Annotated in this window: 23 protein-coding genes and 1 tRNA gene; 6 read left to right on the forward strand and 18 right to left on the reverse strand. The window is 71.0% G+C overall.

Annotation, left to right across the window (positions count from 1 at the left end; genetic code table 11):
• The first annotated feature begins 45 nt into the window (after positions 1 to 45).
• From KK097_RS02560 to nagB, 4 genes are read left to right on the forward strand one after another with little or no spacing between them, the layout of a single operon-like run.
• Positions 46 to 1,404 carry an extracellular solute-binding protein gene (locus KK097_RS02560; protein WP_214530720.1) on the forward strand — a complete coding sequence of 453 codons (1,359 nt, stop codon included), beginning with the start codon at positions 46 to 48 and terminating at the stop codon, positions 1,402 to 1,404.
• 11 nt (positions 1,405 to 1,415) lie between these two features.
• On the forward strand, positions 1,416 to 2,372 hold the full coding sequence (locus tag KK097_RS02565; RefSeq protein ID WP_307858323.1) for a carbohydrate ABC transporter permease: 957 nt from the start codon (positions 1,416 to 1,418) through the stop codon (positions 2,370 to 2,372).
• Positions 2,369 to 3,193 (forward strand): carbohydrate ABC transporter permease, encoded by an 825-nt coding sequence (locus KK097_RS02570; RefSeq protein ID WP_194624536.1) that lies wholly within the window; start codon positions 2,369 to 2,371, stop codon positions 3,191 to 3,193. Before KK097_RS02565 ends, KK097_RS02570 begins: the two co-directional genes overlap by 4 nt.
• A gap of 11 nt (positions 3,194 to 3,204) precedes the next feature.
• Positions 3,205 to 3,975 (forward strand): glucosamine-6-phosphate deaminase, encoded by a 771-nt coding sequence (gene nagB / locus KK097_RS02575; RefSeq protein WP_214543602.1) that lies wholly within the window; start codon positions 3,205 to 3,207, stop codon positions 3,973 to 3,975.
• Between the two features lie 874 nt (positions 3,976 to 4,849).
• Here nagB and KK097_RS02580 read toward each other — a convergent pair.
• From KK097_RS02580 to KK097_RS02595, 4 genes are all read right to left on the reverse strand, one after another.
• Positions 4,850 to 5,716: an AraC family transcriptional regulator gene (locus tag KK097_RS02580; RefSeq protein ID WP_214543603.1), complete on the reverse strand. Its 867-nt coding sequence runs from the start codon at positions 5,714 to 5,716 to the stop codon at positions 4,850 to 4,852.
• 290 nt (positions 5,717 to 6,006) lie between these two features.
• Positions 6,007 to 6,080, reverse strand: a tRNA-Pro gene (locus tag KK097_RS02585).
• Positions 6,081 to 6,255: 175 nt separating this feature from the next.
• A complete protein-coding gene (locus KK097_RS02590) occupies positions 6,256 to 6,837 on the reverse strand; it encodes a DUF2238 domain-containing protein (RefSeq protein WP_214543604.1) in 582 nt (193 codons plus the stop codon).
• Positions 6,834 to 7,664 carry an endonuclease/exonuclease/phosphatase family protein gene (locus KK097_RS02595; protein WP_214543605.1) on the reverse strand — a complete coding sequence of 277 codons (831 nt, stop codon included), beginning with the start codon at positions 7,662 to 7,664 and terminating at the stop codon, positions 6,834 to 6,836. The genes KK097_RS02590 and KK097_RS02595 overlap by 4 nt, the downstream gene beginning before the upstream one ends.
• A gap of 70 nt (positions 7,665 to 7,734) precedes the next feature.
• Here KK097_RS02595 and KK097_RS02600 point away from each other — a divergent pair, with 70 nt between their 5' ends.
• Together KK097_RS02600 and KK097_RS02605 are read left to right on the forward strand one after the other, a co-directional pair.
• Complete coding sequence (locus KK097_RS02600) at positions 7,735 to 9,210, forward strand: hypothetical protein (RefSeq protein WP_214543606.1); 1,476 nt, start codon at positions 7,735 to 7,737, stop codon at positions 9,208 to 9,210.
• Between the two features lie 124 nt (positions 9,211 to 9,334).
• A complete protein-coding gene (locus KK097_RS02605) occupies positions 9,335 to 11,464 on the forward strand; it encodes a RecQ family ATP-dependent DNA helicase (RefSeq protein ID WP_214530714.1) in 2,130 nt (709 codons plus the stop codon).
• Positions 11,465 to 11,739: 275 nt separating this feature from the next.
• Here KK097_RS02605 and KK097_RS02610 read toward each other — a convergent pair whose 3' ends face one another.
• From KK097_RS02610 to KK097_RS02675, 14 genes are all read right to left on the reverse strand, one after another.
• Positions 11,740 to 12,261: a hypothetical protein gene (locus tag KK097_RS02610; RefSeq protein WP_214543607.1), complete on the reverse strand. Its 522-nt coding sequence runs from the start codon at positions 12,259 to 12,261 to the stop codon at positions 11,740 to 11,742.
• Between the two features lie 153 nt (positions 12,262 to 12,414).
• Positions 12,415 to 13,041, reverse strand: a complete 627-nt coding sequence (locus KK097_RS02615) for a hypothetical protein (protein ID WP_214543608.1) — start codon at positions 13,039 to 13,041, stop codon at positions 12,415 to 12,417.
• 114 nt (positions 13,042 to 13,155) lie between these two features.
• On the reverse strand, positions 13,156 to 14,676 hold the full coding sequence (gene der / locus KK097_RS02620; RefSeq protein WP_071405612.1) for a ribosome biogenesis GTPase Der: 1,521 nt from the start codon (positions 14,674 to 14,676) through the stop codon (positions 13,156 to 13,158).
• A 109-nt stretch (positions 14,677 to 14,785) separates the two neighbouring features.
• Positions 14,786 to 15,469, reverse strand: coding sequence for a (d)CMP kinase (gene cmk / locus KK097_RS02625; RefSeq protein ID WP_250896396.1), 684 nt, complete (start codon positions 15,467 to 15,469; stop codon positions 14,786 to 14,788).
• A gap of 239 nt (positions 15,470 to 15,708) precedes the next feature.
• Positions 15,709 to 16,821, reverse strand: coding sequence for a prephenate dehydrogenase (locus KK097_RS02630; protein ID WP_214543609.1), 1,113 nt, complete (start codon positions 16,819 to 16,821; stop codon positions 15,709 to 15,711).
• 58 nt (positions 16,822 to 16,879) lie between these two features.
• Positions 16,880 to 17,668, reverse strand: coding sequence for a pseudouridine synthase (locus KK097_RS02635; RefSeq protein WP_250893284.1), 789 nt, complete (start codon positions 17,666 to 17,668; stop codon positions 16,880 to 16,882).
• Positions 17,669 to 18,899: 1,231 nt separating this feature from the next.
• Positions 18,900 to 19,622: an SMC-Scp complex subunit ScpB gene (scpB, locus tag KK097_RS02640; protein WP_250896383.1), complete on the reverse strand. Its 723-nt coding sequence runs from the start codon at positions 19,620 to 19,622 to the stop codon at positions 18,900 to 18,902.
• A complete protein-coding gene (locus tag KK097_RS02645; protein ID WP_214543610.1) occupies positions 19,612 to 20,415 on the reverse strand; it encodes a segregation and condensation protein A in 804 nt (267 codons plus the stop codon). The genes scpB and KK097_RS02645 overlap by 11 nt, the downstream gene beginning before the upstream one ends.
• Positions 20,399 to 21,274, reverse strand: a complete 876-nt coding sequence (locus KK097_RS02650; protein WP_110893155.1) for a ParA family protein — start codon at positions 21,272 to 21,274, stop codon at positions 20,399 to 20,401. Before KK097_RS02650 ends, KK097_RS02645 begins: the two co-directional genes overlap by 17 nt.
• A 70-nt stretch (positions 21,275 to 21,344) precedes the next feature.
• On the reverse strand, positions 21,345 to 22,160 hold the full coding sequence (locus tag KK097_RS02655; RefSeq protein ID WP_214543611.1) for an SseB family protein: 816 nt from the start codon (positions 22,158 to 22,160) through the stop codon (positions 21,345 to 21,347).
• Between the two features lie 4 nt (positions 22,161 to 22,164).
• Positions 22,165 to 22,911 (reverse strand): bifunctional 1-(5-phosphoribosyl)-5-((5-phosphoribosylamino)methylideneamino)imidazole-4-carboxamide isomerase/phosphoribosylanthranilate isomerase PriA, encoded by a 747-nt coding sequence (gene priA, locus KK097_RS02660; protein WP_214543612.1) that lies wholly within the window; start codon positions 22,909 to 22,911, stop codon positions 22,165 to 22,167.
• A gap of 97 nt (positions 22,912 to 23,008) precedes the next feature.
• Positions 23,009 to 23,647, reverse strand: coding sequence for an imidazole glycerol phosphate synthase subunit HisH (gene hisH / locus KK097_RS02665; protein WP_017885903.1), 639 nt, complete (start codon positions 23,645 to 23,647; stop codon positions 23,009 to 23,011).
• On the reverse strand, positions 23,644 to 24,246 hold the full coding sequence (hisB, locus tag KK097_RS02670) for an imidazoleglycerol-phosphate dehydratase HisB (RefSeq protein ID WP_214543613.1): 603 nt from the start codon (positions 24,244 to 24,246) through the stop codon (positions 23,644 to 23,646). Before hisB ends, hisH begins: the two co-directional genes overlap by 4 nt.
• Entirely contained in the window at positions 24,243 to 25,349 is a 1,107-nt protein-coding gene (locus KK097_RS02675; protein ID WP_214543614.1) for a histidinol-phosphate transaminase, read from the reverse strand. Before KK097_RS02675 ends, hisB begins: the two co-directional genes overlap by 4 nt.
• Positions 25,350 to 25,390: the final 41 nt, after the last annotated feature.

A 25,390-nucleotide genomic window follows, 5' to 3' on the forward strand; every position in this document is an offset into this window, starting at 1 on the left:
CTCCCCTTTCCCCTTTCCCCTTTCCCCTCGCAGAACTGGACCACCATGAAGCACTTCAGCAAGGCGACGATGCTCATCGGCGTCACCGCAGCGGTCGCCATCGGCCTGACCGGCTGCACGCCCGGCGGGTCCGCGGCACCGGCTGCCTCCCAGAGTCTCGGACCGGTCTCGAAGGACGTCGGCTCGGGCAAGACGACACTGACCGTCTGGGACCAGAACACCGACACCGGCATCAACGACGCGCAGCAGGAGCTCAACGACGAGTTCGAAAAGGCGCATCCGAACATCACGATCAAACGCGTCTCGCGCTCGTTCGCGGACCTGAAGACGACCCTGAAGCTGGCTCTTTCGGGCGACAACCCGCCGGACGTCGTGCAGGCCAACCAGGGGTACCCCGACATGGGCGCCTTCGTGAAGGCCGGTTTCCTGCGGCCCGTGGACGACTACTCGAAGCTGTACGGCTGGGACGACTACTACCCCTCGAGCCTGCTCAAGCTGAACTCGTTCTCGCCCGACGGCACAACCTGGCAGGGAGACGACCTCTACGGCGTCTCGCAGACCGGTGAGCTCGTCGGCTTGTACTACAACAAGGACGTGCTCAAGGAGGCCGGCATCAACTCCCCGCCCACGACCGTCGCCGAGCTGACCGCGGACATGCAGAAGGTCAAGGCGGCCGGCACGCTGCCGCTGAGCTACGGAGACGTGGAGAAGAGCCCGGGAATCCACCTCTACGGTCTCGTGCTCTCCGCCCTCGCCGGGCACGATGCGGTCAACGACCTCGTCGCCGGCAAGTCCGGCACCTGGACCGGCGACGACGAGGTCGAGGCGGCGAAGACGATCTCGGGCTGGGTCGACAAGGGCTACGTCACCGAGGGCGCCAACGGTGTCTCCCGCGACGACGCGGTGAGCGCCTTCGGCAAGGGCGAGTCCGCCTTCCTCATCACCGGCACGTGGTACCAGGCCACCCTCGAGGCAGCGACGGCCGCGAAGGACATCGGCTTCACGGCGCTCACCCCGCCCGGCGCATCGACCCCGGTCACCATGGGCGGTGAGGGTCTGGCGTGGGCGATCACGTCGAAGACGAAGAACGCGGACGCCGCCGCGGCGTACATCGACTTCGTGACGAACGCGAAGGCCGCGAAGACGCTCGTCGACAAGGGCAACCTGCCGACCGTGGTGCCCGACGACGACACTCCCGCCGAGGGCACGATCGCCGGGGACATCACCAGCAACTACAAGACGATCTCCAGCGCCAACAGCATCACCCCGTACCTCGACTACGCGACCCCGACGTTCTACGACACGCTCACCGCAGCCATGCAGGACCTCGTCGCGGGGAAGGCAACACCGGAGCAGTACACCAAGACACTCCAGGACGACTACGCCGCCTTCGTGCAGAAGTAGGCGAGGACCCCGTGACCCAGATCACCCGAGCCCCGGCGGGCGCCGTTGACCGCGGCGCCCGCCGGGCAGGGCGCGGCGGAACGGCCGTCGGCACCCGCAAGCAGCGCCGGAGCCTCGTTCCGTACCTCTACATCCTCCCGGCGTTCCTCGTGTTCGCGGTGTTCCTCGGCTGGCCGTTCCTGCAGAGCATCCAGTACTCCTTCTATGACTGGGACGGACTGTCGACCGCGACCTGGACGGGGCTGTCCAACTACGTCGCCGTCGTGACGGACGCGCAGCTCCGGGCGTCGTTCGGGCACGCACTCGTGCTGATGGTCTTCTACGCGGCGATCCCCGTCGCGGTGGCACTGTTCCTGACAGCGCTGATCTCGCGGGCGAACGGCCTGCCGGGGATGTCGTTCTTCCGCACGGTGCTGTTCCTGCCCCAGGTCATCGCGTCCGTCGTCGTGGCCACGATCTGGGTGTCCATCTACTCCGCGGACGGGCTGCTCAACGACGCACTGCGCCTGGTCGGCCTCGGGCAGCTCGCGCAGGTCTGGCTCGGCGGGTACGACACGGCCCTGCCGGCGATCGGTTTCGTCGGCACCTGGCTGAACGTCGGACTCTGCCTGGTCCTCTTCCTGTCCGGGGTCGGCAACATCCACCCGAGTCTCTTCGAAGCGGCGCGCATCGACGGAGCGGGGGCCGCAAGAGAGTTCTTCTCGATCACGCTGCCATCGCTCCGTGGGCAGATCGCCGCGGCCCTCACCCTGACGGTGGTGTCCGCGCTGAAGACCTTCGACCTGGTTTACGTGACCACGAGCGGCGGTCCCGGCAACTCCACGTCGGTCCCGGCGTTCGAGGCGTACAGCAGGGCGTTCCAGACCGGGCAGGTCGGATCGGCAGCCGCCGTCGCCGTGTCGTTGACCGTCGTCATCATGATCGTCACGGCACTGATCAACCGCCTCCAGCCGAAGGACGTCGCATGAGGATCTCCGTCCGCGAGAAGACCGTCAACTACGTCATCTTGTCGGTGTTCGCCCTCTTCGCGATCATCCCCCTGCTCGGCGTACTGCTGTCGTCCGTCACCCCCGCCGCGCAGAACTCCGGCGGCTTCAGCATGCCGACCGGGATCGACCTGGGGAACTACGGCGCCGCGTGGTCGCAGGGGCACTTCGCGTCGTACATGTTCTCGAGCGTCCTCGTGACGGTCTCCGTCGTCGCGCTCACGACCGTGCTGGCCGTCTTCGCGGGATTCGCGTTCGCGCGACTCGACTTCTTCGGATCGAACGTCATTTTCTTCGTGATGCTCGCCGGCCTGATGCTCCCCGCCGAGGCGTTCATCATCCCGCTCTACTTCAACCTGCGCTCGGTCGGGCTCACCGACACCTACCCGGCGCTCATCCTGCCGCAGACCGCGCAGTCCCTGGCGTTCGGAATCTTCTGGATGCGGAGCCAGTTCCGCAGCTTCCCCGGCGAGGTCATCGAAGCTGCTCGACTCGACGGAGCACGCGACGTCCGCCTGCTCTGGCAGGTGATGGTGCCCGCTGCCCTCGCCCCGATCATGACGATGGCGCTCCTGATCACGATGTGGACCTGGAACGAGTTCCTGCTGCCCCTCGTCCTCATCACCAGCGAAGACCACCGCACGGCGCCCCTCGGCCTGGCGTTCTTCAAGGGGGCCCACCTGACCGACTACTCCCTGCTCTCCGCAGCCGGGGTGATCGTCGCTCTGCCAATCGTGGTCCTGTACTTCTTCCTGCAAAAGCGGTTCATCTCCGGCATGCTCGGCGGCTTCGCCGATCGCTGACGAGGACACAAGTGGAGATCATCATCCTGCCCACGCCGGACGAGGTCGGTCGCGTCGCCGCGGCCAAGATCGCGTCCGTCGTCGCCAAGAAGCCGTCCGCCGTCATCGGTCTCGCCACCGGATCCAGCCCGCAGGGCATCTACGCCGACCTGCGGCGCCGGGTGCAGGCGGGCGAGATCTCGTTCGCCGAAGCCCGGGGGTTCGCCCTCGACGAGTACGTCGGCATCCCGCTCGAGCACCCGGAGTCGTACGCGGCCGTGATCGCCCGCGACGTCGTCGCACCGCTCGGCTTCGACGCCTCGCGCGTGCGGGTGCCGGACGGCCGTGCCGCCGACCTGGAGTTCGCGGCGAAGGAGTACGACGCCGCGATCCGTGCCGCAGGCGGGATCGACGTGCAGATCCTCGGCATCGGGGCCAACGGGCACATCGGGTTCAACGAGCCGACCTCGTCGTTCGCCTCGCGCACCCGCATCAAGACCCTCGCGCCGTCGACCCGTGACGCCAACGCGCGCTTCTTCGACTCGCCCGAGCAGGTCCCGACGCACTGCATGACGCAGGGGCTCGGCACCATCCTCGAGGCGCGTGAGCTCGTCCTCGTCGCCCAGGGCCCGACGAAGGCAGCGGCCGTCGCCGCCGCGATCGAGGGGCCGCTCAGCTCCTTCGTCCCCGGGTCCGCGCTGCAGCTGCACGAGCACGCGACCGTCGTCGTCGACGAGGAAGCCGCCGCCGGGCTGCAGCTCGCCGACTACTACCGCGCCGCGGCGGGCAGGAGCGCAAACTGAATCCCAGCACACCGTTCGGATACGAGAGGTCATAAAACCACCCTGCTGCTATTCGCGATCATGGCCCAACGCGCGCATCGACGCACGCTAACCGACAGGCGGCCCCGGCCACCCCGCCCTTCGTACGCCGGCGCCCACGGACCGCAATTCGCTAGCTACGAGCGAGGGCAATACCGGCGAGGACGGTCGCGACGACCGCCAGCACAACCATGGCTCCCACTGCCACAGCCGCATCGGCACGGCGGCCCGTGGGTGCTCGCAGGCAAGGCGCCGCTCTCGTTCCCTGCAGCGCTTGCGTATCGCGTCGCGGTTTCGCACGCTCGGTATCGACTGCGGCTTTCCGGATCGTGGCCTCGTCGCTCCGACTACTGGTACTGGAAATACCACTGATCAGTGAGGATCGGATGGCACCCAGTCACCTGATACCCAGCCGACTGGAAGGCCTTTCGCGAGGCGTCGCACTGCGCGCGCGTCGGCTCCGTGTACACCTTCCAACCCGGTGGGTCGGCGTGTGCAGCAAGGGGCGTGAACAGGACCGCCGAGATGGCCAGAGCGATGATTACTGGAAGCTTCCGCATAGCTGAGGCTCAATCCTGTCCTGCGTGCTGGCAACACCGGGGCCGGATCAGAGTCGCAGCAGGAAGGTCAGGGTCGCGGATGCGGGTTGTAATCGAACCAATCGATGGGACCCCCTTCCGCGTGTACAGCGCCCACTACATACCCGCCGATCATGTCGTGGTCCCCGAACCGTGGGGCATCACCAGGATCGGGGAACACACCGCTCTCGAGGACATCCGCCGCGCTGCGGGGGCTTGACCGATCCTTGAGCGGGCGGCGGACCTGCCGGCATCCCACGGCCGACGGGTCCACGCCACTAGGCGCGCTCGACGGGGAGCCAGAGCTCGCAGGTGGCCGTGCTGAAGTCGTCGGCGCGTTCGACTACCGCGACGATGGTCGGACCAGGCCGGAGCCGCCATGGGTTCGACGGGAACCAATCAGTCGCGGTCGCAGCCCATGCCTCCTGCAGCGCAATCGGGTACTCACCCTCGGTGTGGAACATCGCCCACGTGCCAGCCGGAACCTCGATCGTGTCGAGATCGTCGGCCACCGGGGCCGTGCCCTGGACAGCAACTCCATGCAGGTAGGTCAGTTCGCTTCCCTCGGTGTAGTCCGGGTCGACGTCGGCGCTGACCTGGAGCAGGCCGGCCGGCTCGGTGTCGCTCAGGGCTTTGAGTCGTGCGTGTTCTGCCGTCGGCAGGGAGGCTATATGGGATTGGATGTGCGGGTTGACGCCCTCGTGGATGAGGGGCACGCGGGTGGCGCGGCCGACTAGGAGAAACGCCGGTCGCTCGGTGATTCGGGTGTCCATGGTGATGTTCCCTTCTACGGTCAGGCGGAACCTGAGCTGCGGTTGTGTTCGAAGGGGGCCGCCGTCTCGCTTGACGTCGCCGACGCTGACGCCGTGTACCGATCGGAATGCCCGGCCGAAGGCTTCGGTCGATCCGTAGCCATAGCGCACCGCGATGCTCAGCAGGTCGTCGGTTCCGAGAACATCTGCTGCCGCGACTGACATGCGGCGACGCCGGATGTAGTCCGACAGCGGCATCCCAGCGAGCGACGAGAACATCCGACGGAGGTGGTACTCCGTCGTGCTGAGTTCTCTCGCCAAGGATGCAACGTCGAGGTCGTCGTCCAGACGACCTTCGACCAGTCCGACCAGTCTGTTCAGCTCCGCGATCATGCCGCCTCCTTCGACACCCACACTTCCGGGTCATCACGATCCGCGCCCTACTATCGCGGTCCGATCGGATCGCCACTGTGCTCCGAACGTGCCCGTAAGTAAGGTCCCTCCCCGGAACGCGGTATCGGAATGGACCAGCCCGCAGCGGCCAGGAGTGCCGTGTCTCAGATAGGTGGTCCGGTGATCATCGCAGTGAGGGCACCCCATGCGAACGGCCCCACGGCCATCACAGCGAAGAAGCCCACCGAGATCCTCGGTGGGCTTCTGTCGTCGTGTCCGACACGTTTCGGTCGGGCTGACAGGATTTGAACCTGCGACCCCTTGACCCCCAGTCAAGTGCGCTACCAAGCTGCGCCACAGCCCGCGAGTTCCGGAGAACTCAGGATCCCGGAGGATCCTCGCCCGCGTCCGACCGGAGCGCGAGCGACCGGTCCAGCATAGCGGACGTCAGACCCCCTCCGTGCCACGGCGAGTCGAACCGAACGAACACCGAACGGGTACCGAACGAGCGGAGACCACGAGCACGCACGCACGCACGCTCAGCCCGCCCGCACCACCTCGCGCCGCGCCGCCAACCACGGCAACCCGAGCCCGACGAGCAACCCACCGGACCCGTCCGCCGCCAGGTCCCCGACCGTGTCGTCGTACCCCACGAAGATCTTCGAGTCGACGAAGTTGTGCCCGAGCCACTCCCCCATCTCCCAGACGGCCCCGACCGCGAGTCCCGCACACAGCGCGAGCACCGCGACGACCGCCCGGCGCTCGGCGTGCGGAGCCGGCACCGCACGCAGGTCGGCACCGATGACGTACAGCACCGCCGCGAGCAGCCCCGTCAGCACGACGTGCATGAACTTGTCCCACAGGAAGACGGACGTGTACCACTCGAGCACGCTCGACCACCCGGCGACGAGCACGAGCACGCACACCGCCAGGTCGAAGGCGGGCCGCAGCCCGAGCATCCGCGGCACGACGACCCCGAGCAGCGCCAGCGCCATGACCGGGAACGCCGTCCCGCCCCACCCGACGCTCGCCACGACGACGCTCACGAGCGTCAGCGCCCGCACCACGTCGGCCACCAGGAACCGCGGCCGCAGGAACGTCGACCCGAGCGCCCGGATCACGACGCCCACCGCACGACCGCGTGCACGGCGGCGTGGTCGGACGGCCACACGCCGCCCGGCCGTCGCACGTCGACCGCGACGCGGTCCACCTCCGCCTCGGACGTCACGAGCACCCCGTCGATCCGCCGGCCACCGACACGCGGACTCCCGTAGTGCGGGTACGTCCCGGAGGGCTCACCCACCTGCCTGGAGGCCCGCCCCCAGCTGTCCTCGACCCCCGCCTCCGCCAGGGCTCGCCATGGTGCGGATCCGGCGGGGCTGTTCCAGTCGGCCATGACCACGGCGGGCAGGCCGCGCTGCCGGACGATCCGGCCGAGCAGTTCGGCGGACCGCAGCCGGGCCCACGGCGAGGCGACGTCGAGGTGGGTGGCGATCGCCAGGAACCGAACGCCGGTCGCGCGGTCGTCGACGACGGCTCCGACGGCGTGCCGGGGGAAGGACGTGGCCCACGACCGCGAGCCGGGGCGGTGGGGTGTGCGGGAGAGCGCCCAGGTGCGGCGCTCGACGACGTCGAGGCGGGAGCGGTCGAGGAACAGGCCGACCTGCTCACCACCGCCACGCGCTCCCCGTCCGGCCAGCACGGGCTCCCAACCCGACCCGAGGCCAGCGGTGAGGTCGTCCGCCTGGGTGGGGAGGGCCTCCTGGACGGCGAGGACGGTGGGCGCTTCGGAGGTGACGAGCGCGAGGACGGCGTCGCGGCGGCGCTCCCAGGCGTCCAGGTGGGTCGGCTGTCGCGGCACGCGGCGACGCACGTTGAGCGTCATGCAGTGCACCTCGGGCGACCGGACCGGTCCGATGAGCGGGCGGTCGTCGGGGTGGTCGGGCATGCCTCCCTTCTACGAGACGACACCCGTCGGATTCCCAGGGACCTCTCCGTCTGGCTCGTAGGGTGGCCCGATGCGTTCTCGTTCCACCCCTCGTCTCCTCGTCGCGATCGCGGTCTCCGGGCTGCTGCTCGGAGCCGCCGGGTGTACGTCGAGCGGACCGGACACGAGCCGCCCGACACTGGCGAAGGCCTCGGCCGACACCGTCACGGTGGCCGATGCTGCGGACGCCGCAGCCCGGTCCGTCCGTGTCAGCAAGGCCCTGTTCGCGAGTGCTCCCGGAGCGGTCGTCGCCCGGGCCGGCGACACCGAGGGCATCAGCGCGGCGAGCAAGGCTGCGGCGAGCGCCCGCGTCCCGGTGCTGCTGACGACCAAGAACACGAGCACTGTCGTCGCCCGCGAGCTCGACCGGCTCGGTGCCGACTGGTACCAGGCCGAAGGCGACGTGTCGCTCGACACGGACGTCGAACAGCGGCAGGCGCCGGACGGCGGTGACGCGCCGGAGTCGACCCGGGCCTCCCGGCCGGCGACCGTGGTGGTGGCGGACGCGCGTGCCGATGCCGCTGCCGTGGCGACCGCGAAGGCCGCCGGCGCGCGGGTGGTGACCATGCCGGAGGGCGTGACGGACCCGGCTGCCGCACCCGACGTGGTGAGGGCGCTGCACGAGCGGGCGAAGCACCCGACCGTCCTGGTCGGTGCGGCGTTCGACGCGCTGCCGGACCCGGAGTGGACGGTCCGGGCTGCCGAGGGTGGGTTCCAGCTGCGGAACGGCGGCCAGCGGCCCTTCGACGGGCACCGGTACGTCGCGCTGTACGGGGCTCCCGGGGCGCCGGCGCTGGGCGTGCTCGGCGAACAGGGGCCGAAGGAGACCGTGCAGCGGGCCGAGCAGGTCGCGAAGCCGTACCGTGCCGAGTCCGACGAGCTCGTGACGCCCGCGATGGAGGTCATCGCGACCGTCGCCGCCGGGGACGCCGGAGCCGACGGCGACTACTCGACGGAGCTGCCGGTGTCGACGCTCGAACCCTACGTCGACGCTGCGCACGAGGCGGACATGCCGGTCATCATCGACCTGCAGCCCGGCCGGTCGGACTTCCTGTCGCAGGCCAAGAAGTACGAGTCGCTGCTGAAGAAGCCCGGCGTCTGGCTGGCGCTCGACCCGGAGTGGCGGCTCACGAAGGACCAGGTGCCGCTCGAGCAGATCGGCAGCGTGTCGGCGTCCGAGGTGAACGAGGTGTCCTCGTGGCTGGCTGGGCTCGTGCGTGACGAGGGGCTGCCGCCGAAGGCCCTGGTGCTGCACCAGTTCCGGCTGTCGATGATCCAGGACCGTTCCGCCCTGAAGACCCACCCGGAGCTCGACATGCTCGTGCACGTCGACGGGCAGGGGTCGCAGCCGGACAAGCAGGCGACCTGGAACGCGCTGCACGTCGGCGCGCCGGAGGGGCTGCACTGGGGCTGGAAGAACTTCTACGACGAGGACACGCCCATGCTGACGCCCGCGCAGACGATGCAGGACGTGCAGCCGACGCCGTCGTTGGTCACGTACCAGTAGGGCGCTTCTCCACAGCGTGGCGCGCTCCGCTCAGCGGCGACGCGAAGCGTTGCGCGGGGCGCGCCGACCGAGCCTGCGAGGGAGGTGCCTGCGTTCCGTCGGTCGGTGCTGACAGCATGGGGGCATGGAAACCACCGCCCCGCCTTCTGCAGACATCGCCGCCGAGGCGCAGCAGGCGCTCGCTGCGCTCACGGGGCGCCCCGACGCGGTGTTCCACCCCGGCCAGCTCGAGGCCATCTCCGCGCTGGTCGAGCACCGGCAGCGCGCCCTGGTCGTGCAGCGCACCGGGTGGGGCAAGTCGGCGGTGTACTTCCTGGCGACGCTCCTGCTGCGCCGACGCGGGGGCGGCCCGACCGTCCTGGTGTCGCCGCTGCTCGCCCTGATGCGCGACCAGGTCGCCGCAGCCGCGCGGGCCGGTGTCCGTGCGGTGTCGATCAACTCCGCGAACGCCCACGAGTGGGGCGAGACCCAGGCCGCCCTCGCCCGTGACGAGGTCGACGTGCTCCTCGTCTCCCCCGAGCGCCTGAACAACCCGAAGTTCCGCGACGAGCAGATGCCGACCCTGATCGCCCGGATGGGCATGCTCGTGGTCGACGAAGCGCACTGCATCTCGGACTGGGGCCACGACTTCCGGCCGGACTACCGCCGACTGGCCGAGCTCATCCGGTCGCTCCCCCACGGCGTCCCCGTCCTGGCGACCACCGCGACGGCGAACGAGCGCGTGGTCGAGGACGTCGCCGAACAGCTCACCGCCGGCCCGGCCGACCCGGTGTTCACGATCCGCGGGTCCCTGGCCCGCAAGTCCCTGCGCCTCGGCGTGCTCACGCTGCCCGATGCCCGGCAGCGGCTCGGGTGGCTCCTCGCCCACCTCGGCGACCTACCCGGCAGCGGCATCATCTACACGCTCACCGTCTCGGCGGCCGAGGACATCGCCCGGCTGCTGCGCGACAACGGGTACGCCGTCCGCGCCTACACGGGGCGCACCGACACCGACGAGCGCGAACAGCTCGAACAGCAGCTCAAGGGCAACGAGCTGAAGGCCCTGGTCGCCACGAGCGCGCTCGGCATGGGGTTCGACAAGCCCGACCTCGGGTTCGTCGTGCACGTGGGCGCTCCGTCGTCCCCCGTCGCCTACTACCAGCAGATCGGTCGTGCGGGTCGTGCGACCGACAACGCCGACGTCCTGCTCCTGCCCGGGCGCGAGGACCGCGAGATCTGGCAGTACTTCGCCAGCGCCTCGATGCCGACCGAGGCCCGCGCCGCCGCCGTGCTCGGGGCCCTGTCCACCGACTCGGCGATGTCAACCGTCGCACTCGAGGGTCTGGTCGACATCAAGCGCTCCACCCTCGAACTCCTGCTCAAGGTGCTCGACGTCGACGGCGCCGTCCGACGGGTCACCGGCGGCTGGGTGTCGACCGGGCAGCCGTGGGAGTACGACGCGCCCCGGTACGAGCGGGTCGCCGCGGCCCGCGCTGCCGAGGCCGCGTCGATGCTCGACTACGAGTCCACCTCGGCCTGCCGCATGCAACTGCTGCAGCAGGACCTCGACGACCCCTCGGCCGAGCCCTGCGGCCGGTGCGACAACTGCGCCGGCTCGTGGTTCCCGACCGCCGTGTCCGACACCGATTCATCCGGTGCCGCGGCCGCACTCGACAAGGTCGGTGTCGAGATCGCCCCGCGTGCCCAGTGGCCCTCGGGCATGTCGTCGCTCGGGGTCTCGGTGCGGGGCAAGATCGGCGCGGACGAGCTCGTACAGCCGGGCCGTGCGGTGGCGCGTCTGACCGACCTCGGTTGGGGCGGTCCCCTGCGTGCACTGTTCTCGCCGTCCACCCCCGATGCCCCGATCTCGCGCGAGCTCGTCGACGGCTGTGTCCGGGCGCTCAAGGACTGGCCGTGGGAGACCCGGCCGACCGGCGTCGTGGCGATGTCGTCACGGTCACGGCCCGAGCTCGTGGGGTCCCTCGCCCAGGCGCTGTCCACCATCGGGCGGTTGCAGTTCCTCGGCACCCTCGGCCGTGCCGGCGGGACCCCTCGTGGCGACGGTGCGACGAACAGTGCCTACCGGTTGTCCGGCGTGTGGGACACCTTCGTGGTCGATCCGTCGCTCGCCGCTGCCCTGCAGTCGCACGAGGGCCCGGTGCTGCTCGTCGACGACCTGGTCGACAGCCGGTGGACGATGACCGTCGCCGGCCGGGAGCTCCGGCGCGCCGGGGCTTCCGCCGTGCTCCCGTTCGCCCTGGCCACGGTCGCGTAGTCCAGGCGCACCGGTCGCTCCGGGTCGCTCCGGTCGCTGCGGTCGCTCCGGCCTCGCACCACCGTTGCGACAGTCCACGTGTCGATCGGCGCGTGTTCTGACGCCGTGCCGGTCCACCCGCGCCGCCGACGCCGAGCGACACCACCGACGTCGTACGACACCGACATCGCCGCTCCTGGGCGCGTGCAACCACCCGCGCCCGCAAGAAGCGACACCACCGACGTCGTACGACACCGACATCGTCATTCGGCGTCGATACCCGCCCGGCCGGAGCCCTACCGCCGCGCGGGCTTCGGGAACGTCGCCCGCATGTGGTCGCTCGTCAGCACGTCGCCGATGCCGACCATGAGCACCGAGAACAGGATCTGCTCGATCACCATCCAGAACGGGTAGAGCCCCGGGATCGCCGCGACGATGAGCGTCACGATCGGGAAGATCCGGCTGAACAACCGCAGCCGCTGGTACGCCCAGTAGTACCCGAGCTGTGCCCGCCAGGCGAACACGTAGAGCGTCAGCGTGATGAGCAGCACCACGGTGGACCGGAACCACACCGCCCACGACAGGGTGTCCCCCGCGCGGGTCAGCAGCACGGCGACCACGATGGCGGTCAGGCCGACGACGGTCTCCGCGACGAGCAGCCACCGGATCCGCCGGAACGATCGCACGGTGTCCGGGTGTTCGAGCATGTCCTCGCGGATCACGTACCCGGACTGCCGGCCTCCGGCCAACCGGTCGAGCCGCAGACGGCACCACACACGGTCGGCGAGCACACCGAGTCCGTCGTTCTGCTGCGTCACCAGTACATCGTGCCCCATCCCGAGGGCGGCAGCGGACGCGGCACGGGCCGGTCTGCGGACGCGGAACGACACTGTCGACGTCGGACGACCACGACACCGTCGTTCTGCGTCGGCCCAGCACGGCTCAGCACAGCCCCGGCCAGCGCGCCCCGCTCAGTCGGACGGGACGAGTGCCGCGCCGCCCAGCACGGTGCCGGTGTCGGCGTCGAGCAAGACGAGGGACCGGACCTCGTCGGGCAGCGTCCACGGTTCGCCGAGCACCACGGTCAGCCCCTGTTCGACCCCGGCGGCCTGGAACAGGTCGTAGGACTCCCCGGCGGGTGTCCACACCGGCTTCGAGCCACCGCGCACCGTCCCCGCGGAGAGCACGACGTCGACCGGGCCGTCCCCGCCGGTCTCCAGGTGGTCGATCTCCACCGCGAGGGTCTCGTCGCTCGTGTTCGCGGCGATCCGGACGTGTCCGGCGGCAGCAGCCCCGATGCCGACGATGTCACCGGAGACCGGCGGGACGCGGCGCCACCACGGGTCGATGGGCGAACCGTCGACCGGACGGACGGGTTCGGGCTCGATCGGTTCCTCGAGGCCGGCGGACGGCGGCAGCCGGACGTCGGGCGACCGCGCCGGCTCGGAGGGCACGGAGTCGGCACGGGTGACCGAGTCGCCGTCGTCCGGTGCGTGCGAGATCGTCCACAGGGACACCGAACCCACGACGACCACACCGACGAGGACACCCACCAGGGCGAGCCGACGTCGGTCCGCTGCCCACAGCCTGATCCCCACGCCCCCATGATGCCGCACCGGCGCACCGGACCGGCCCCGGGCCTCCAGGCCGAACGCGGACGCAGAACGCGCCCCGACGGATCGGGGCGCGTTCTGCGTGACGAGTGGGAGGGCTCAGCGCTTCCGGCGCTCGCGCACCCGCATGTTGACGTTGATCGGCGTGCCAGAGAAGCCCCAGACCTCGCGGAGTCGACGCGTGATGAAGCGTCGGTACTGCGGGTCGAGGAACGCCGACGTGAAGAGCACGAACGTCGGCGGCTGGCTCGACGCCTGGGTCCCGAACAGGATGCGGGGCTGCTTGCCGCCGCGCACGGGGTGGGGGTGTTCCTGCACGAGCTCGGCGATGAAGGCGTTGACCTTGCCGGTCGGGATGCGGGTGTCCCACGACTCGAGTGCGGTCTCGAGCGCGGGCACGAGCTTCTCGAGGTGGCGGCCGGTGCGGGCGGAGATGTTCACGCGCGGGGCCCAGGCGACGTGCGCCAGGTCCTGCTCGATCTCGCGCTCCAGGTAGCGGCGTCGCTCGTCGTCGAGCAGGTCCCACTTGTTGTAGGCCAGCACGAGGGCACGGCCCGACTCGAGGACGAGGTCGATGATGCGGAGGTCCTGCACGGACACCGGTTCGGTGACGTCGAGGACGACGACGGCGACCTCGGCCTTCTCGAGCGCGGCGGTGGTGCGGAGCGAGGCGTAGAAGTCGGCGCCCTGCTGCATGTGGACGCGCTTCCGGATGCCGGCGGTGTCGACGAAGCGCCACACCTTGCCGCCGAGCTCGATCTGCTCGTCCACCGGGTCGCGGGTGGTACCGGCGATGTCGTTCACGACGACCCGCTCTTCACCGGCGGCCTTGTTGAGCAGCGAGCTCTTGCCGACGTTCGGGCGCCCGAGGATGGCCACGCGGCGGGGGCCGCCGACCTCCTGCTTGGCGACGGCCGAGGTGTCGGGCAGCGTCTTGATGATCAGGTCGAGCAGGTCCGCGACGCCGCGACCGTGCAGGGCCGACACCGGGTGCGGCTCGCCGAGCCCCAGGTTCCAGAGTTCGTAGGCGTCGAGTTCACGGCGCTCGTCGTCGGCCTTGTTCGCGACGACGATGACGGGGCGGTCGGTGCCGCGGAGCATCTTGACGACGTGCTCGTCGGTGGCGGTGATCCCGACCGTGACGTCCACGACGAACAGCACGGCGTCGGCGAGGTCGATCGCGACCTCGGCCTGCGCGGCGACCGAGGCGTTGATGCCCTCGGCGCCGGGCTCCCAACCGCCGGTGTCGACGAGCGTGAAGCGCTTGTCGTTCCAGTCGGCCTTGTAGCTGACACGGTCGCGGGTGACGCCGGGGACGTCCTGCACGACGGCCTCACGACGACCGAGGATGCGGTTCACGAGCGCGGACTTGCCGACGTTCGGGCGGCCGACGATCGCGAGCACCGGGTAGGCGGGCAGGTAGTGGACGCCGTCCTCGCCGACCTGACCGGCCTCGAGCAGGGCGAGGTCCTCGTCCTCGAGGTCGTACTCCTCGAGTCCGGCGCGGAGCGCGGTCGCGCGCTGCTCGGCCTCGGCCTCGTCGAGTCCGGCGAGCCGCTCGCCGAGGGCGTCGTCGTACCGGGGGAAGTCGTCGTTGTCCGGGTTGTCCAGCTGAGCCATCTTGGGTTCCTCGCGAGCGGCCGGGGCCGCGGTGTCGGTGGCCGTTGCCGGCCGGGGCCGGGGGTCCGGCCGTGGTGTGACCAGGCGGCCGAGGCCGTCCGGTCGTGCGTCAGTGCGTGGCCGCGCGGGCCAGGTCGACGACCGCCTGCACGGTCTGGTCGAAGTCGAGGTCGGTGGAGTCGAGCGTCGTGACGCCGTCGGCGGCGTTCATGAAGTCGACGACCTTCGCGTCCGCCGCGTCGCGACGAGCGAGTGCTGCGGAGGTCTCGGCGGCCGACTGGGTCGTGACCTCTGCCGAGCGTCGGGCCATTCTAACGGACTCGTCGGCCGTCAGCAGGATCCGGACCTCGGCGTCGGGTGCGACGACCGTGGTGATGTCCCGGCCCTCGGTGATGATGCCCGGGGCGTCGGTCTTCCGCATGACGTTGCGGAAGAGCTGAACCAGGCGCTTCCGGACGTCCGGGAGCTTCGCGATGTGGGCGACCGCGCCGGTGACGTCGGGGGTGCGGATGGCCTCGGTGACGTCGGTCTCCCCCACCTTGACGTAGTAGTCGTCGGGGTCGGTGCCGATGGCGTAGTCGAAGGTGTCCCAGCTCGCCAGGATCGCCGCGGGGTCGTCGAGGTCGACCCGCTGCTGCAGGGCGTGCCAGGCGAGCGCACGGTAGGCGGCGCCGGTGTCCTGGTAGCCGTAGCCCAGGGCGCGGGCGGCAGCACGGGACACGCTCGACTTGCCGCTGCCGGCGGGGCCGTCGACCGCGATGACGATCTTCGCCACGTAGGCGCCGTCGGCCAGGCCGGACGGCACCGGGGCGCTGGTCGAACCGGGCTCCCCGGCGGGTCCGCCGAGCCCGCCGGCGGGGCCACCGAGCGGACCGCCGTCACCGCCGGAGCCGTCGCCCGGGCCGCCGAGCGGACCACCGGCACCGCCGGTACCGGGCGTCGGCAGGCCGGAGTCGGGCCCGTCGGTCCCACCGGCCGGAGCGCGTCCGCCGGTCACACCCGAGTCGTTCATCGCTGCGTTCGTGTCGTCGTTCAGGCCCATGCTGCTGCGATCCTCCATCCGCGCCCCTCGAGTTCCTCGACGAGTCGCTGTTCCTGCTCGGGCAGCACCGACACCTCGACGATGCCGATCTGTGCGCCCGGTGAGTGCTCGAGGCGCATGTCCTCGAGGTTGATGCCGATCTCCCCGATGAACGTCAGGAGTGCGGCGATCTGCCCGGGGGTGTCGTCGACCAGGACGACCACCTGGGCGAAGCGCTTGGTGGTGCCGTGCTTGCCCGGCAGCCGTTCGACCCCGCGGTTGCCGTCGGCGATGGTCTCGGCGATGGTGCGCGGCGAACCGGCACCGTCCGGGTCGCCGAGCGCGTCGATCACGCGGGACAGGTCGTCGCGCAGGTCGGTGAGCACCGGCCGGATGTGCCCGGCGTTCGCACCGATGATCTGCACCCAGAGCCCGGGGTCGCTCGCGGCGATCCGGGTGACGTCACGGACGCCGCCACCGGCGAGGCCGAGCGACCCGTCGGGGGCGTCCCGCAGGCGCGAGGCCATCAGCGTCGACACGAGCTGGGGTGCGTGCGAGACGTACGCCACGGCGAGGTCGTGGGACTCGGGGTCCATCGGCACCACGGTGGCGCCGACGTCGAGCGCGAGGTCCTCGACCACCGCGGCGCGCTGGTACGTGATGCCGTCGTGCCCGGCGATGACCCACGGGCGGCCGACGAACAGGTCGGCGCGGGCGGCGGTCGGACCGCTGCGCTCGCGTCCGGCCATCGGGTGGGACCCGATGTAGCGGGAGACGTCGGCCCCGGCCGCCACCAGGGCGGCGAGCGGCCCGGACTTCACGCTGGCGACGTCGGTCACCACGGCGTCCGGGTACGCGGCGAGTTCGCGCTCCACCACGGTCGCGACGACGTCCGGCGGCACCGCGACGACGACGAGCTCCGGCTGGTCGCCGGCAGCCGGTCGACGCCCGGCGCCGTAGTCCACGGCGAGCGCCAGCGCGGCGGGCGAGACGTCGTCGAGGACGACGTCCACACCCTTCTCGCGCAGGGCGAGACCGATCGAAGCACCGAGCAGCCCGGCACCGACGACCCGGACCGGGCCGCGCAGACGGCGGTCGATGTCGGTCGGGGTCACGTCGGTCACCGGGCAAGCCTACCGATCGAGGCTCGGGCATCGGTCGATGCCCGAGCTTCGGGGTCGGTCAGTCCGCGGACTCGTCCTCGTACTCGTCGTCGTCCTGGTCGAGCGCGACGTCGCGGTCGTCACGAGCGGACGGCTTGGCGTCACGGACCGTGCTGAGCAGCTTGCCGACCTCGACCGTGCCGAGCTCGCGCATCTTGCCCGGCGGCAGGCTGCCCAGGTGCAGCGGCCCGAACGACCGGCGGACGAGTTCGAGGACCGGGTGGCCGACCGCCTCGAGCATGCGACGGACGATGCGGTTGCGCCCGGAGTGCAGCGTGATCTCGACGAGCGACTCACCCCGCGAGGACTCGAGCAACCGCACCTTGTCGGCCTTGATCGGACCGTCCTCGAGCTCGACGCCCTCGGTCAGGCGCTGCACCACGGCGGGGTTGACGTTGCCGTGGACCTTCGCGATGTACGTCTTCTGCACGCCGAACGACGGGTGCGCCAGCACGTGTGCCAGGTCGCCGTCGTTCGTCAGGACGAGCAGTCCGGAGGTCTCGGTGTCGAGACGGCCCACGTTGAACAGGCGCTCCTCGTAGCGGTCCACGAACTCCGTCAGGTCGCGGCGACCGCGCTCGTCCTGCAGGCTCGAGACGACACCGGTCGGCTTGTTCAGCACGATGTAGCGCCGCGACGAGTCGATCTGCACCGGCACGCCGTCGACGCTGATCGCGTCCTTCTCGGGGTCGACGCGACGCCCGAGGGCATCCACGACCTCGCCGTTGACCGTCACGCGGCCCTCGACGATCAGGTTCTCCGCGACCCGGCGGGATGCCACGCCGGCAGCGGCGATCACCTTCTGCAGGCGCTCACCCTCTGCCTGGAGGCCCGGCTCGGCCCCGGCAGGCGCCGATCCGTCCGCCGCGTCCCAGTCCTCGATGATCGGCCGTTCCGGCGTGCCCTCGGCCGGGTTGCCCCGGTCGTCGCGCTGCCCGCTCGGCTTCGGCGTCGTGCGGTCGCTGTTGCGGACGCTCGTGGTGCCGCCGACGTAGCGGCGGCCGTTGTGCCAGACGCGGCTCTGCTGGCCGTCGGGGCCGCGGCGGTCATCGCGACCGCGGTCGTCGCGCCGGTCGTCGCGGGGAGCGGAGCTGCCACGGTCGTCGCGGCCGCGGTACCCACCACGGTCGTCACGCGGAGCCGAAGCCCCACGGTCGTCCCGGCCGCGGTACCCACCGCGGTCGTCACGCGGAGCGGCGCTGCGGTCGTCGCGACCCCGGTAGCCACCACGGTCGTCACGCGGCGCGGAGTTGCCCCGGTACCCACCACGGTCGCCGCCACCGGAACGGTCATCGCGCGGAGCAGAGCCACGGTAGCCGCCACGGTCATCACGCGGAGCAGACGCACCACGGTCGTCACGGCCCCGGTACCCACCACGGTCGTCGCGCGGAGCCGAGCCCCGGTAGCCGCCGCGGTCGTCGCGCGGAGCAGACGCACCACGGTCGTCGCGACCCCGGTAGCCGCCGCGGTCGTCACGGGGAGCCGAGTTGCCCCGGTACCCACCACGGTCGCCGCCACCGGAACGGTCATCGCGCGGAGCAGAACCCCGGTAGCCACCACGGTCGTCTCGGGGCGCAGAACCCCGGTACCCACCACGGTCGTCACGCGGAGCAGACCCACGGTAGCCACCACGGTCGCCGCCCCCGGAGCGGTCGTCGCGCGGGGCCGAGCCGCGGTACCCACCACGGTCGTCACGCGGCGCGGAGTTGCCCCGGTAGCCACCACGGTCATCACGCGGAGCGGAGCCACCGCGGTCGTCACGACCCCGGTAGCCACCACGGTCGTCACGCGGAGCCGAAGCCCCGCGGTACCCGCCACGGTCGCCGCCGCGGTCGTCACGCGACGGGTACCCGCCACGACGGTCGTCGTCACGCGGCGGGCGTGCGCCCCCGCGGTCGTCGCGACCGTACCCGCCGGAGCGGCCACCGGCACTGGAGCCGGCCCCGCCGCGCCCGCCGGCCGGGCGGCCGGAGCGATCCGGGCCTCCCGAACGTCCGTTGCGGTCGTCTCGGTCTCGGGGCGCGCCGCGCCCCCGGTCGTCAAACCCTGCCATCGGGGATCCCTTCGTTCTGCTCGAAGCCGTCCGCACCGTCGTCCAGGAGGGGCGAGATGAGCGGCAGCTCGTCGAGCGAGTTGATGCCGAGCTGCTGCAGGAGCAGGTCGGACGTGACGTAGTTGATGGCGCCGGTCTCGGCGTCGGTGAACGACTCCTCGATGAGGCCGCGTGCCACCAGGGTTCGGACGACGCCGTCGACGTTGACGGCGCGGATCGCAGCGATCTGCGAGCGGGTGATCGGCTGCTTGTAGGCGACCACCGCCAGGGTCTCGAGCGCGGCCTGCGACAGCCGCGAGGGGCGCTCGGCCTCGACGAACTGCTCGACGACGGAGTCGAGGTCCTCGCGGACGTAGAAGCGCCAGCCGCCACCGACCTCGCGGAGCTCGAAGCCGCGGCGGATCGTGCCGTCGACGCCGTCGAAGTCCGCGACCAGGCGTTCGATCGCCTGGCGGACTGCGGGCACGGGGGCACTCACGGCGGCACCGAGGGCGACGAGCGACTGGGGCTCGTCGGCGATCATCAGGATGGCCTCGAGCTGGCGGTCGATGGGGACGGCGGGGTGGGCCTGCGGCTCGGCGCCATCGGGAGCGGTCGGCGCGGCGTGGGCGGCGCGGGCGTGGATCTCGCGCTCGATGGCGCGGGCATCGGCCATCTCGTCGGCGCCGCCGGGTTCGGCGCTGGACGTGTCGTGCACGTCATCCGTCATAGTCGGCTCCCAGGTTCGCGAGGCTCTCGTCGGACCAGTCCTCGGCGGTCCACCGCAGTGTCAGCTCCCCGAGCGGCTCGAGCTGCTCGAACGAGATCGACGCGTTCCGGTACAGCTCGAGGATCGCGAGGAAGCGAGCCACCACGATACCCGCCTGGTCGACGCCCGCGACCAGTTCGCGGAACGAGACGCCCTCACCATCGCGGGTGCGGAGGATCGAGACGACGATCGCGGCCTGCTCCCGGATGCTGATGAGCGGGGCGTGCAGGTGGTCGAGGCCGACGGTCGGGATCTCCCGCGGCGCGAACGCCAGCGCGGCCAGGGCGGCGAAGTCCTGCACCGACAGGGTCCAGACGAGTTCCGGGGTCCGGGCTCGGAAGCGCTCCTCGAGCCGGACACTGCGGACGTGCCGGCGCGACTCCACGCCCCACCGCTCCCCGAACCACTGGGCCGCCTGCTTGAACGCCTTGTACTGCAGCAGACGGGCGAACAGCAGGTCGCGGGCCTCGAGCAGGGCGACGTCCTCGGCGTCCACGAGCTCACCCTGTGGCAGCAGCCCGACGATCTTCAGGTCGAGCAGGGTCGCAGCGACGATGAGGAACTCGCTGGCCTCGTCGAGCTCGTCGGCCGATTCGGCCTGGCGGACGTACTGGATGAACTCCCCCGTCACGGCGCCGAGGGAGACCTCGGTGATGTCGAGCTCGTGCTTCGTGATGAGCGACAGCAGGAGGTCGAACGGTCCGTCGAAGTTGGTGAGCCGGACCCGGAACCCCGCGTCAGGCGACGGCGCCACGCTGGACGAGCTCTCGTGCGAGCTGCCGGTAGGCGTGGGCGGCGGGGTGGTCCGGAGCGGTCTGCGTGATCGGGCGCGCGGACACCGTGGCGTCCGGGAACTTCACGGTGCGGCCGATGACCGTGTCGAGCACGCGGTCGTCGAAGGTGTCGACGACGCGCTCCATGACCTCGCGCGAGTGCAGCGTGCGCGAGTCGTACATCGTCGCCAAGATGCCGTCGAGCTTGAGCGCCGGGTTGAGCCGGTCGCGCACCTTGTCGATCGTCTCGATGAGCAGCGCGACACCGCGGAGCGCGAAGAACTCGCACTCGAGCGGGATGAGCACGCCGTGCGCGGCGGTGAGGGCGTTCACGGTGAGCAGGCCGAGCGACGGCTGGCAGTCGACCAGGATGACGTCGTAGTCGTTCGCGACCTTGCGCAGCACGCTGGCCAGGATCTGCTCGCGGGCGACCTCGTTGACCAGGTGCACCTCGGCCGCGGACAGGTCGATGTTCGCGGGGATGACGTCGAGACCGGGGGTGTTCGTCGGCTGGATGACCTGGTTCGGGTCCTTCACGGCGCCCATGAGCAGGTCGTACACGGTGTGGATGTCGTGCGTCCGGACGCCGAGGCCCGCGGACAGCGCGCCCTGCGGGTCGAAGTCGACGGCCAGGACCTTGCGGCCGTACTCCGCGAGCGCCGCACCGAGGTTGATGGCCGTCGTGGTCTTGCCGACGCCGCCCTTCTGGTTGCAGAGCGCGATGATGCGGGCGGGTCCGGTGCTGTCGAGCTCCTCGGGCACGGGGAACTCCCGGACGGGACGCCCCGTCGGACCGTGGGTGGTCGCGCCGGTGGGGTTGGTCGTCGGGTTCGGGCTCACCCCGCCATCGTACCGGCGACCTCGGGCTGGGCCGGGCCGCACCGCCGCGGGACCGCAGCGCCGCAGCTCGTCAGGCAGCGCGCAGGGCGACGCGCATGCTGTCGACCCGCTCGGCGATCACGGGGTCGGTCGACCACCGCTGCTGCAGCCGGCCGACGAGCTCGCCGACCTGCTCGCGGTCGAGCCCCGGGTGCAGCGCCAGGCCCACCGTCAGCTCCGGCCCGGCGAACCGACCGACCGGGTCGCCGGGCGCGAGTTCGACACGGGCGACGCTGGGCTCCTGGGCTACTGATGTCGCGAAGGCCTGCGCGACCTCGGGGTCCTCGAAGCACGGGGTCCACGGCAGGTCCTGTCCGAGTGCCCACACCGCCGGACGACGCAGCACGAACTCGGTCGGCGACTTCGGGTCGAGCACGACGAGCTGGGTGTCCTCGCTCGCCGCGGCCATCGCCACACGGCGGGACTCCACCGGCACGGGGCGCGCGTCCGGGTCCCAGGCGTGCATCGCGTCGACCGAGGTGAACGCCGGCATGACACTGCGGCCGTCCGGGCCGGCGACCGTCACGATCGAGAGTTCCTGGGTCTTGTCGACGAGCTTGCCCGCGTCGGTCTCCCCCACGTCGCCGGCCTCGGCGATGAGCGGGATGAGCAGACGGGCGGTGCGGAGTGACTCGACGATCGTCGCCTGGGACCCGCCGCTGGCGAGCGAGCCGATCGCGGCGACCACTGCGGGATCGGCGAGCCCGTCGTCGTCGGCGAAGGCGGTGCCGTGGTGGTCGAACGTGCGGCCCTCCCACGAGAAGCCCGCCGAGTCCGCCGCACCACCCGGGGTGTGCGCGTCGTCGGCGTCCGGCCCGGTGCCGCGGCCGTTGGAGATGCCCGCCACGGCGTTACTCGGTGGCGATGTCGAGCGCGGCCGGCAGCGTGAACGCCCCGGAGTACAGCGCCTTGCCGATGATGGCGCCCTCGAGCCCGTACGGCACGAGTTCGCGCAGCGCACGCAGGTCGTCGAGGGTCGAGATCCCGCCGGAGGCCACCACGGGCTGGTCGGTCCGGTCGCACACCTGGCGGAGCAGTTCGACGTTCGGCCCCTGCAGCGTGCCGTCCTTGGTGACGTCGGTCACCACGTAGCGGGCGCACCCGGCGGCCTCGAGCCTGTCGAGGACCTCCCACAGGTCACCGGCGTCCTCGGTCCAGCCGCGGCTCGAGAGCGTGGTGCCGCGGACGTCCAGCCCGACGGCGATCTGCTCGCCGTACTCTCCGATCACGCGGGCGGCCCAGTCGGGGTTCTCGAGCGCTGCGGTGCCGAGGTTGATGCGAGCGGCGCCGGTCGCCAGCGCTGCCTCGAGCGAGGCGTCGTCGCGGATACCACCGGAGAGCTCGACGGACACGCCCTCGACCTCGCGGATCGCGTGCGCGATGACCCGGCGGTTGTCGCCACGACCGAAGGCGGCGTCGAGGTCCACCAGGTGGATCCACTCCGCACCCTGGTCACGCCAGGTGCGTGCGGCGGCGACGGGGTCGCCGTAGCCGGTCTCGCTCCCCGCCTCGCCCTGGGTGAGCCGCACCGCCTGCCCGTCGACGACGTCGACGGCCGGCAGCAGGACGAGGGGCGGGGTGTCGGTGAGGTCGGTCATGGTCCTGTCGGTTTCGTTGCGGTGGAGAAGGGGCTGCGTTCGGCCTGGAGGCCCGGTGCGCGTCCGGCACGGCCGTCACGCCCGGCGCCGGCCGGGTTCAAAGCGAGCGCACCCAGTTGGAGAGCAGGCGGATGCCCGGCTCGCCGGACTTCTCGGGGTGGAACTGCGTGGCGGTGAGCGGCCCGTTCTCGACCGCGGCGATGAACGGCTGCCCGTGCTCGGCCCAGGTCAGACGGGGCGCGCGGAACGGCCCGTACGCCTCGAGCGGGAAGTCGGTCACGCCGTAGGAGTGCACGAAGTAGAAGCGCTCGTCGTGCAGCCCGTCGAACAGCACGGAGTCCTCGGGGGCCTGCACGGTGTTCCAGCCCATGTGCGGCAGCACCTCGGCCTGGATCTCCTGCACGGTGCCGGGCCACTGGCCGAGCCCCTCGACGTCGGCACCGCGCTCGATGCCGCGCGAGAACAGGACCTGCATGCCGACGCAGATGCCGAGCACCGGTCGCCCGCCGGCCAGACGGTGGTCGACGATCTCGCCGCCCTGCACGCCTTCGAGCTGGTCGATCACGGCGGCGAACGCCCCGACGCCGGGGACGAGCAGACCGTCGGCCTTGAGCGCCGCCTGCTTGTCCGAGGTCAGGGTGACGTCGGCACCGGCGCGCTCGAGCGCCTTGGCGGCGGAGTGGACGTTGCCCGACCCGTAGTCGAGGACGACGACGTTCGGCTTGGCGGCGGTCACAGGGCGCCCTTCGTGGAGGGGATGCCGTCGACGCGCGGGTCCAGTTCGACCGCCGTGCGCATGGCCCGGGCGAACGCCTTGAACTCGGCTTCGGCGATGTGGTGGGGGTCGCGGCCCTCGAGCACGCGGACGTGGACGGTAATGCCGGCGTTGAACGTGATCGCCTCGAACACGTGGCGGACCATCGAGCCGGTGAAGTGGCCACCGATGCGGTGGAACTCGAAGCCCGCGGGCTCGCCGGAGTGCACCAGGAACGGGCGCCCCGAGACGTCCACGACGGCCTGGGCCAGCGCTTCGTCGAGCGGGACCAGGGCGTCGCCGTACCGGCCGATGCCGGAGCGGTCACCGAGGGCCTGCTTGATCGCCTGTCCGAGCACGATGCCGGTGTCCTCGACCGTGTGGCGCACGTCGATGTCGGTGTCGCCGGTCGAGCGCACCCGCAGGTCGATGAGGGAGTGCTTGCTGAACGCGGTCAGCATGTGGTCGAAGAACGGGACGGAGGTCGAGATCGACGAGGTCCCGGTGCCGTCCAGGTCGAGCTCGAGTTCGACACTCGATTCGCTCGTCGAACGGCTGATCGAGGCGGTGCGGGCGGTCATGCCTCAACCCTAACCGGCGGCTGCTCGGCGGCGACCTGCCGCATGGCGTCGAGGAACGCGGTCGTCTCGGCTTCGGTCCCCGCACTGACTCGCAGGTGGTTCGGGATCCCGAGGTCGCGCACGATGACGTCGCGCTCGAGCAGTGCCTCGAACGCGGCGTGCGGGTCGGCCACACCACCGAACAGCACGAAGTTCGACCAGGTCTCGTACGTGCGGTACCCCATCGCCCGGAGCTCGGTGACCATGCGGTCACGCTGCGCCTTGATGTCGTCGACCATCGCCAGCATCTCGGGCGCGTGCCGGAGTGCCGCGATCGCCGCAGCCTGCGTGAGCGCGGACAGGTGGTAGGGCAGTCGGACCAGCCGGACGGCGTCGACGACGGCGGGGTGCGCGGCCATGTACCCGACCCGGGCGCCAGCGAACGCGAACGCCTTGCTCATCGTGCGGGAGACCACCAGGCGCTCACGACCGGGCAGCAGGGTGAGGGCGCTCGGGGCCTCGGACGGCATGAACTCGGCGTACGCCTCGTCCACCATCACGATGCCGTCGGTCGCGTCGTAGGCGGCCGCGATCGTCTCGATGTCGAGCGGCGTGCCCGTCGGGTTGTTCGGCCCGCACAGGAACACGATGTCCGGCTGGTGCTCGCGGATCGCCGCCACGACGGTCTCGGGCGAGATGCCGAACTCGTCGTCGCGCTGCGCCGGGATCCAGGTGGTTCCGGTGCCCGACGCGAGGATCGAGTGCATCGAGTACGTGGGCGGGAACCCGAGGACCGAGCGACCGGGTCCACCGAACGCCTGGAGGAGCTGCTGCAGCACCTCGTTCGACCCGTTCGCCGCCCAGAGCTGCTCGGCGGTCAGGTCGTGCCCGAGGTAGTTGGCGAGCGACTGCCGGAGCTCGGTGAACTCGCGATCCGGGTACCGGTTGACCGTCAACAGGGCCTGCCGGATCGACTCGACGATGTCGGCAGCGACGTCGTCCGGAACGGGATGCGTGTTCTCGTTGACGTTGAGCTGCACGCGGACGTGCTTCTGCGGGGCGCCGTAGGGGCTCTGCCCGCGCAGGTCGTCTCGGATCGGGAGGTCTTCGAGCGTGAATGCCACCGATCCATCGTAGGCCGCTGTCACCGTGCGACCACCAGCCG

The sequence above is a fragment of the Curtobacterium flaccumfaciens genome (assembly GCF_018598405.1).
Classification (GTDB): Bacteria; Actinomycetota; Actinomycetes; order Actinomycetales; family Microbacteriaceae; genus Curtobacterium; species Curtobacterium aurantiacum.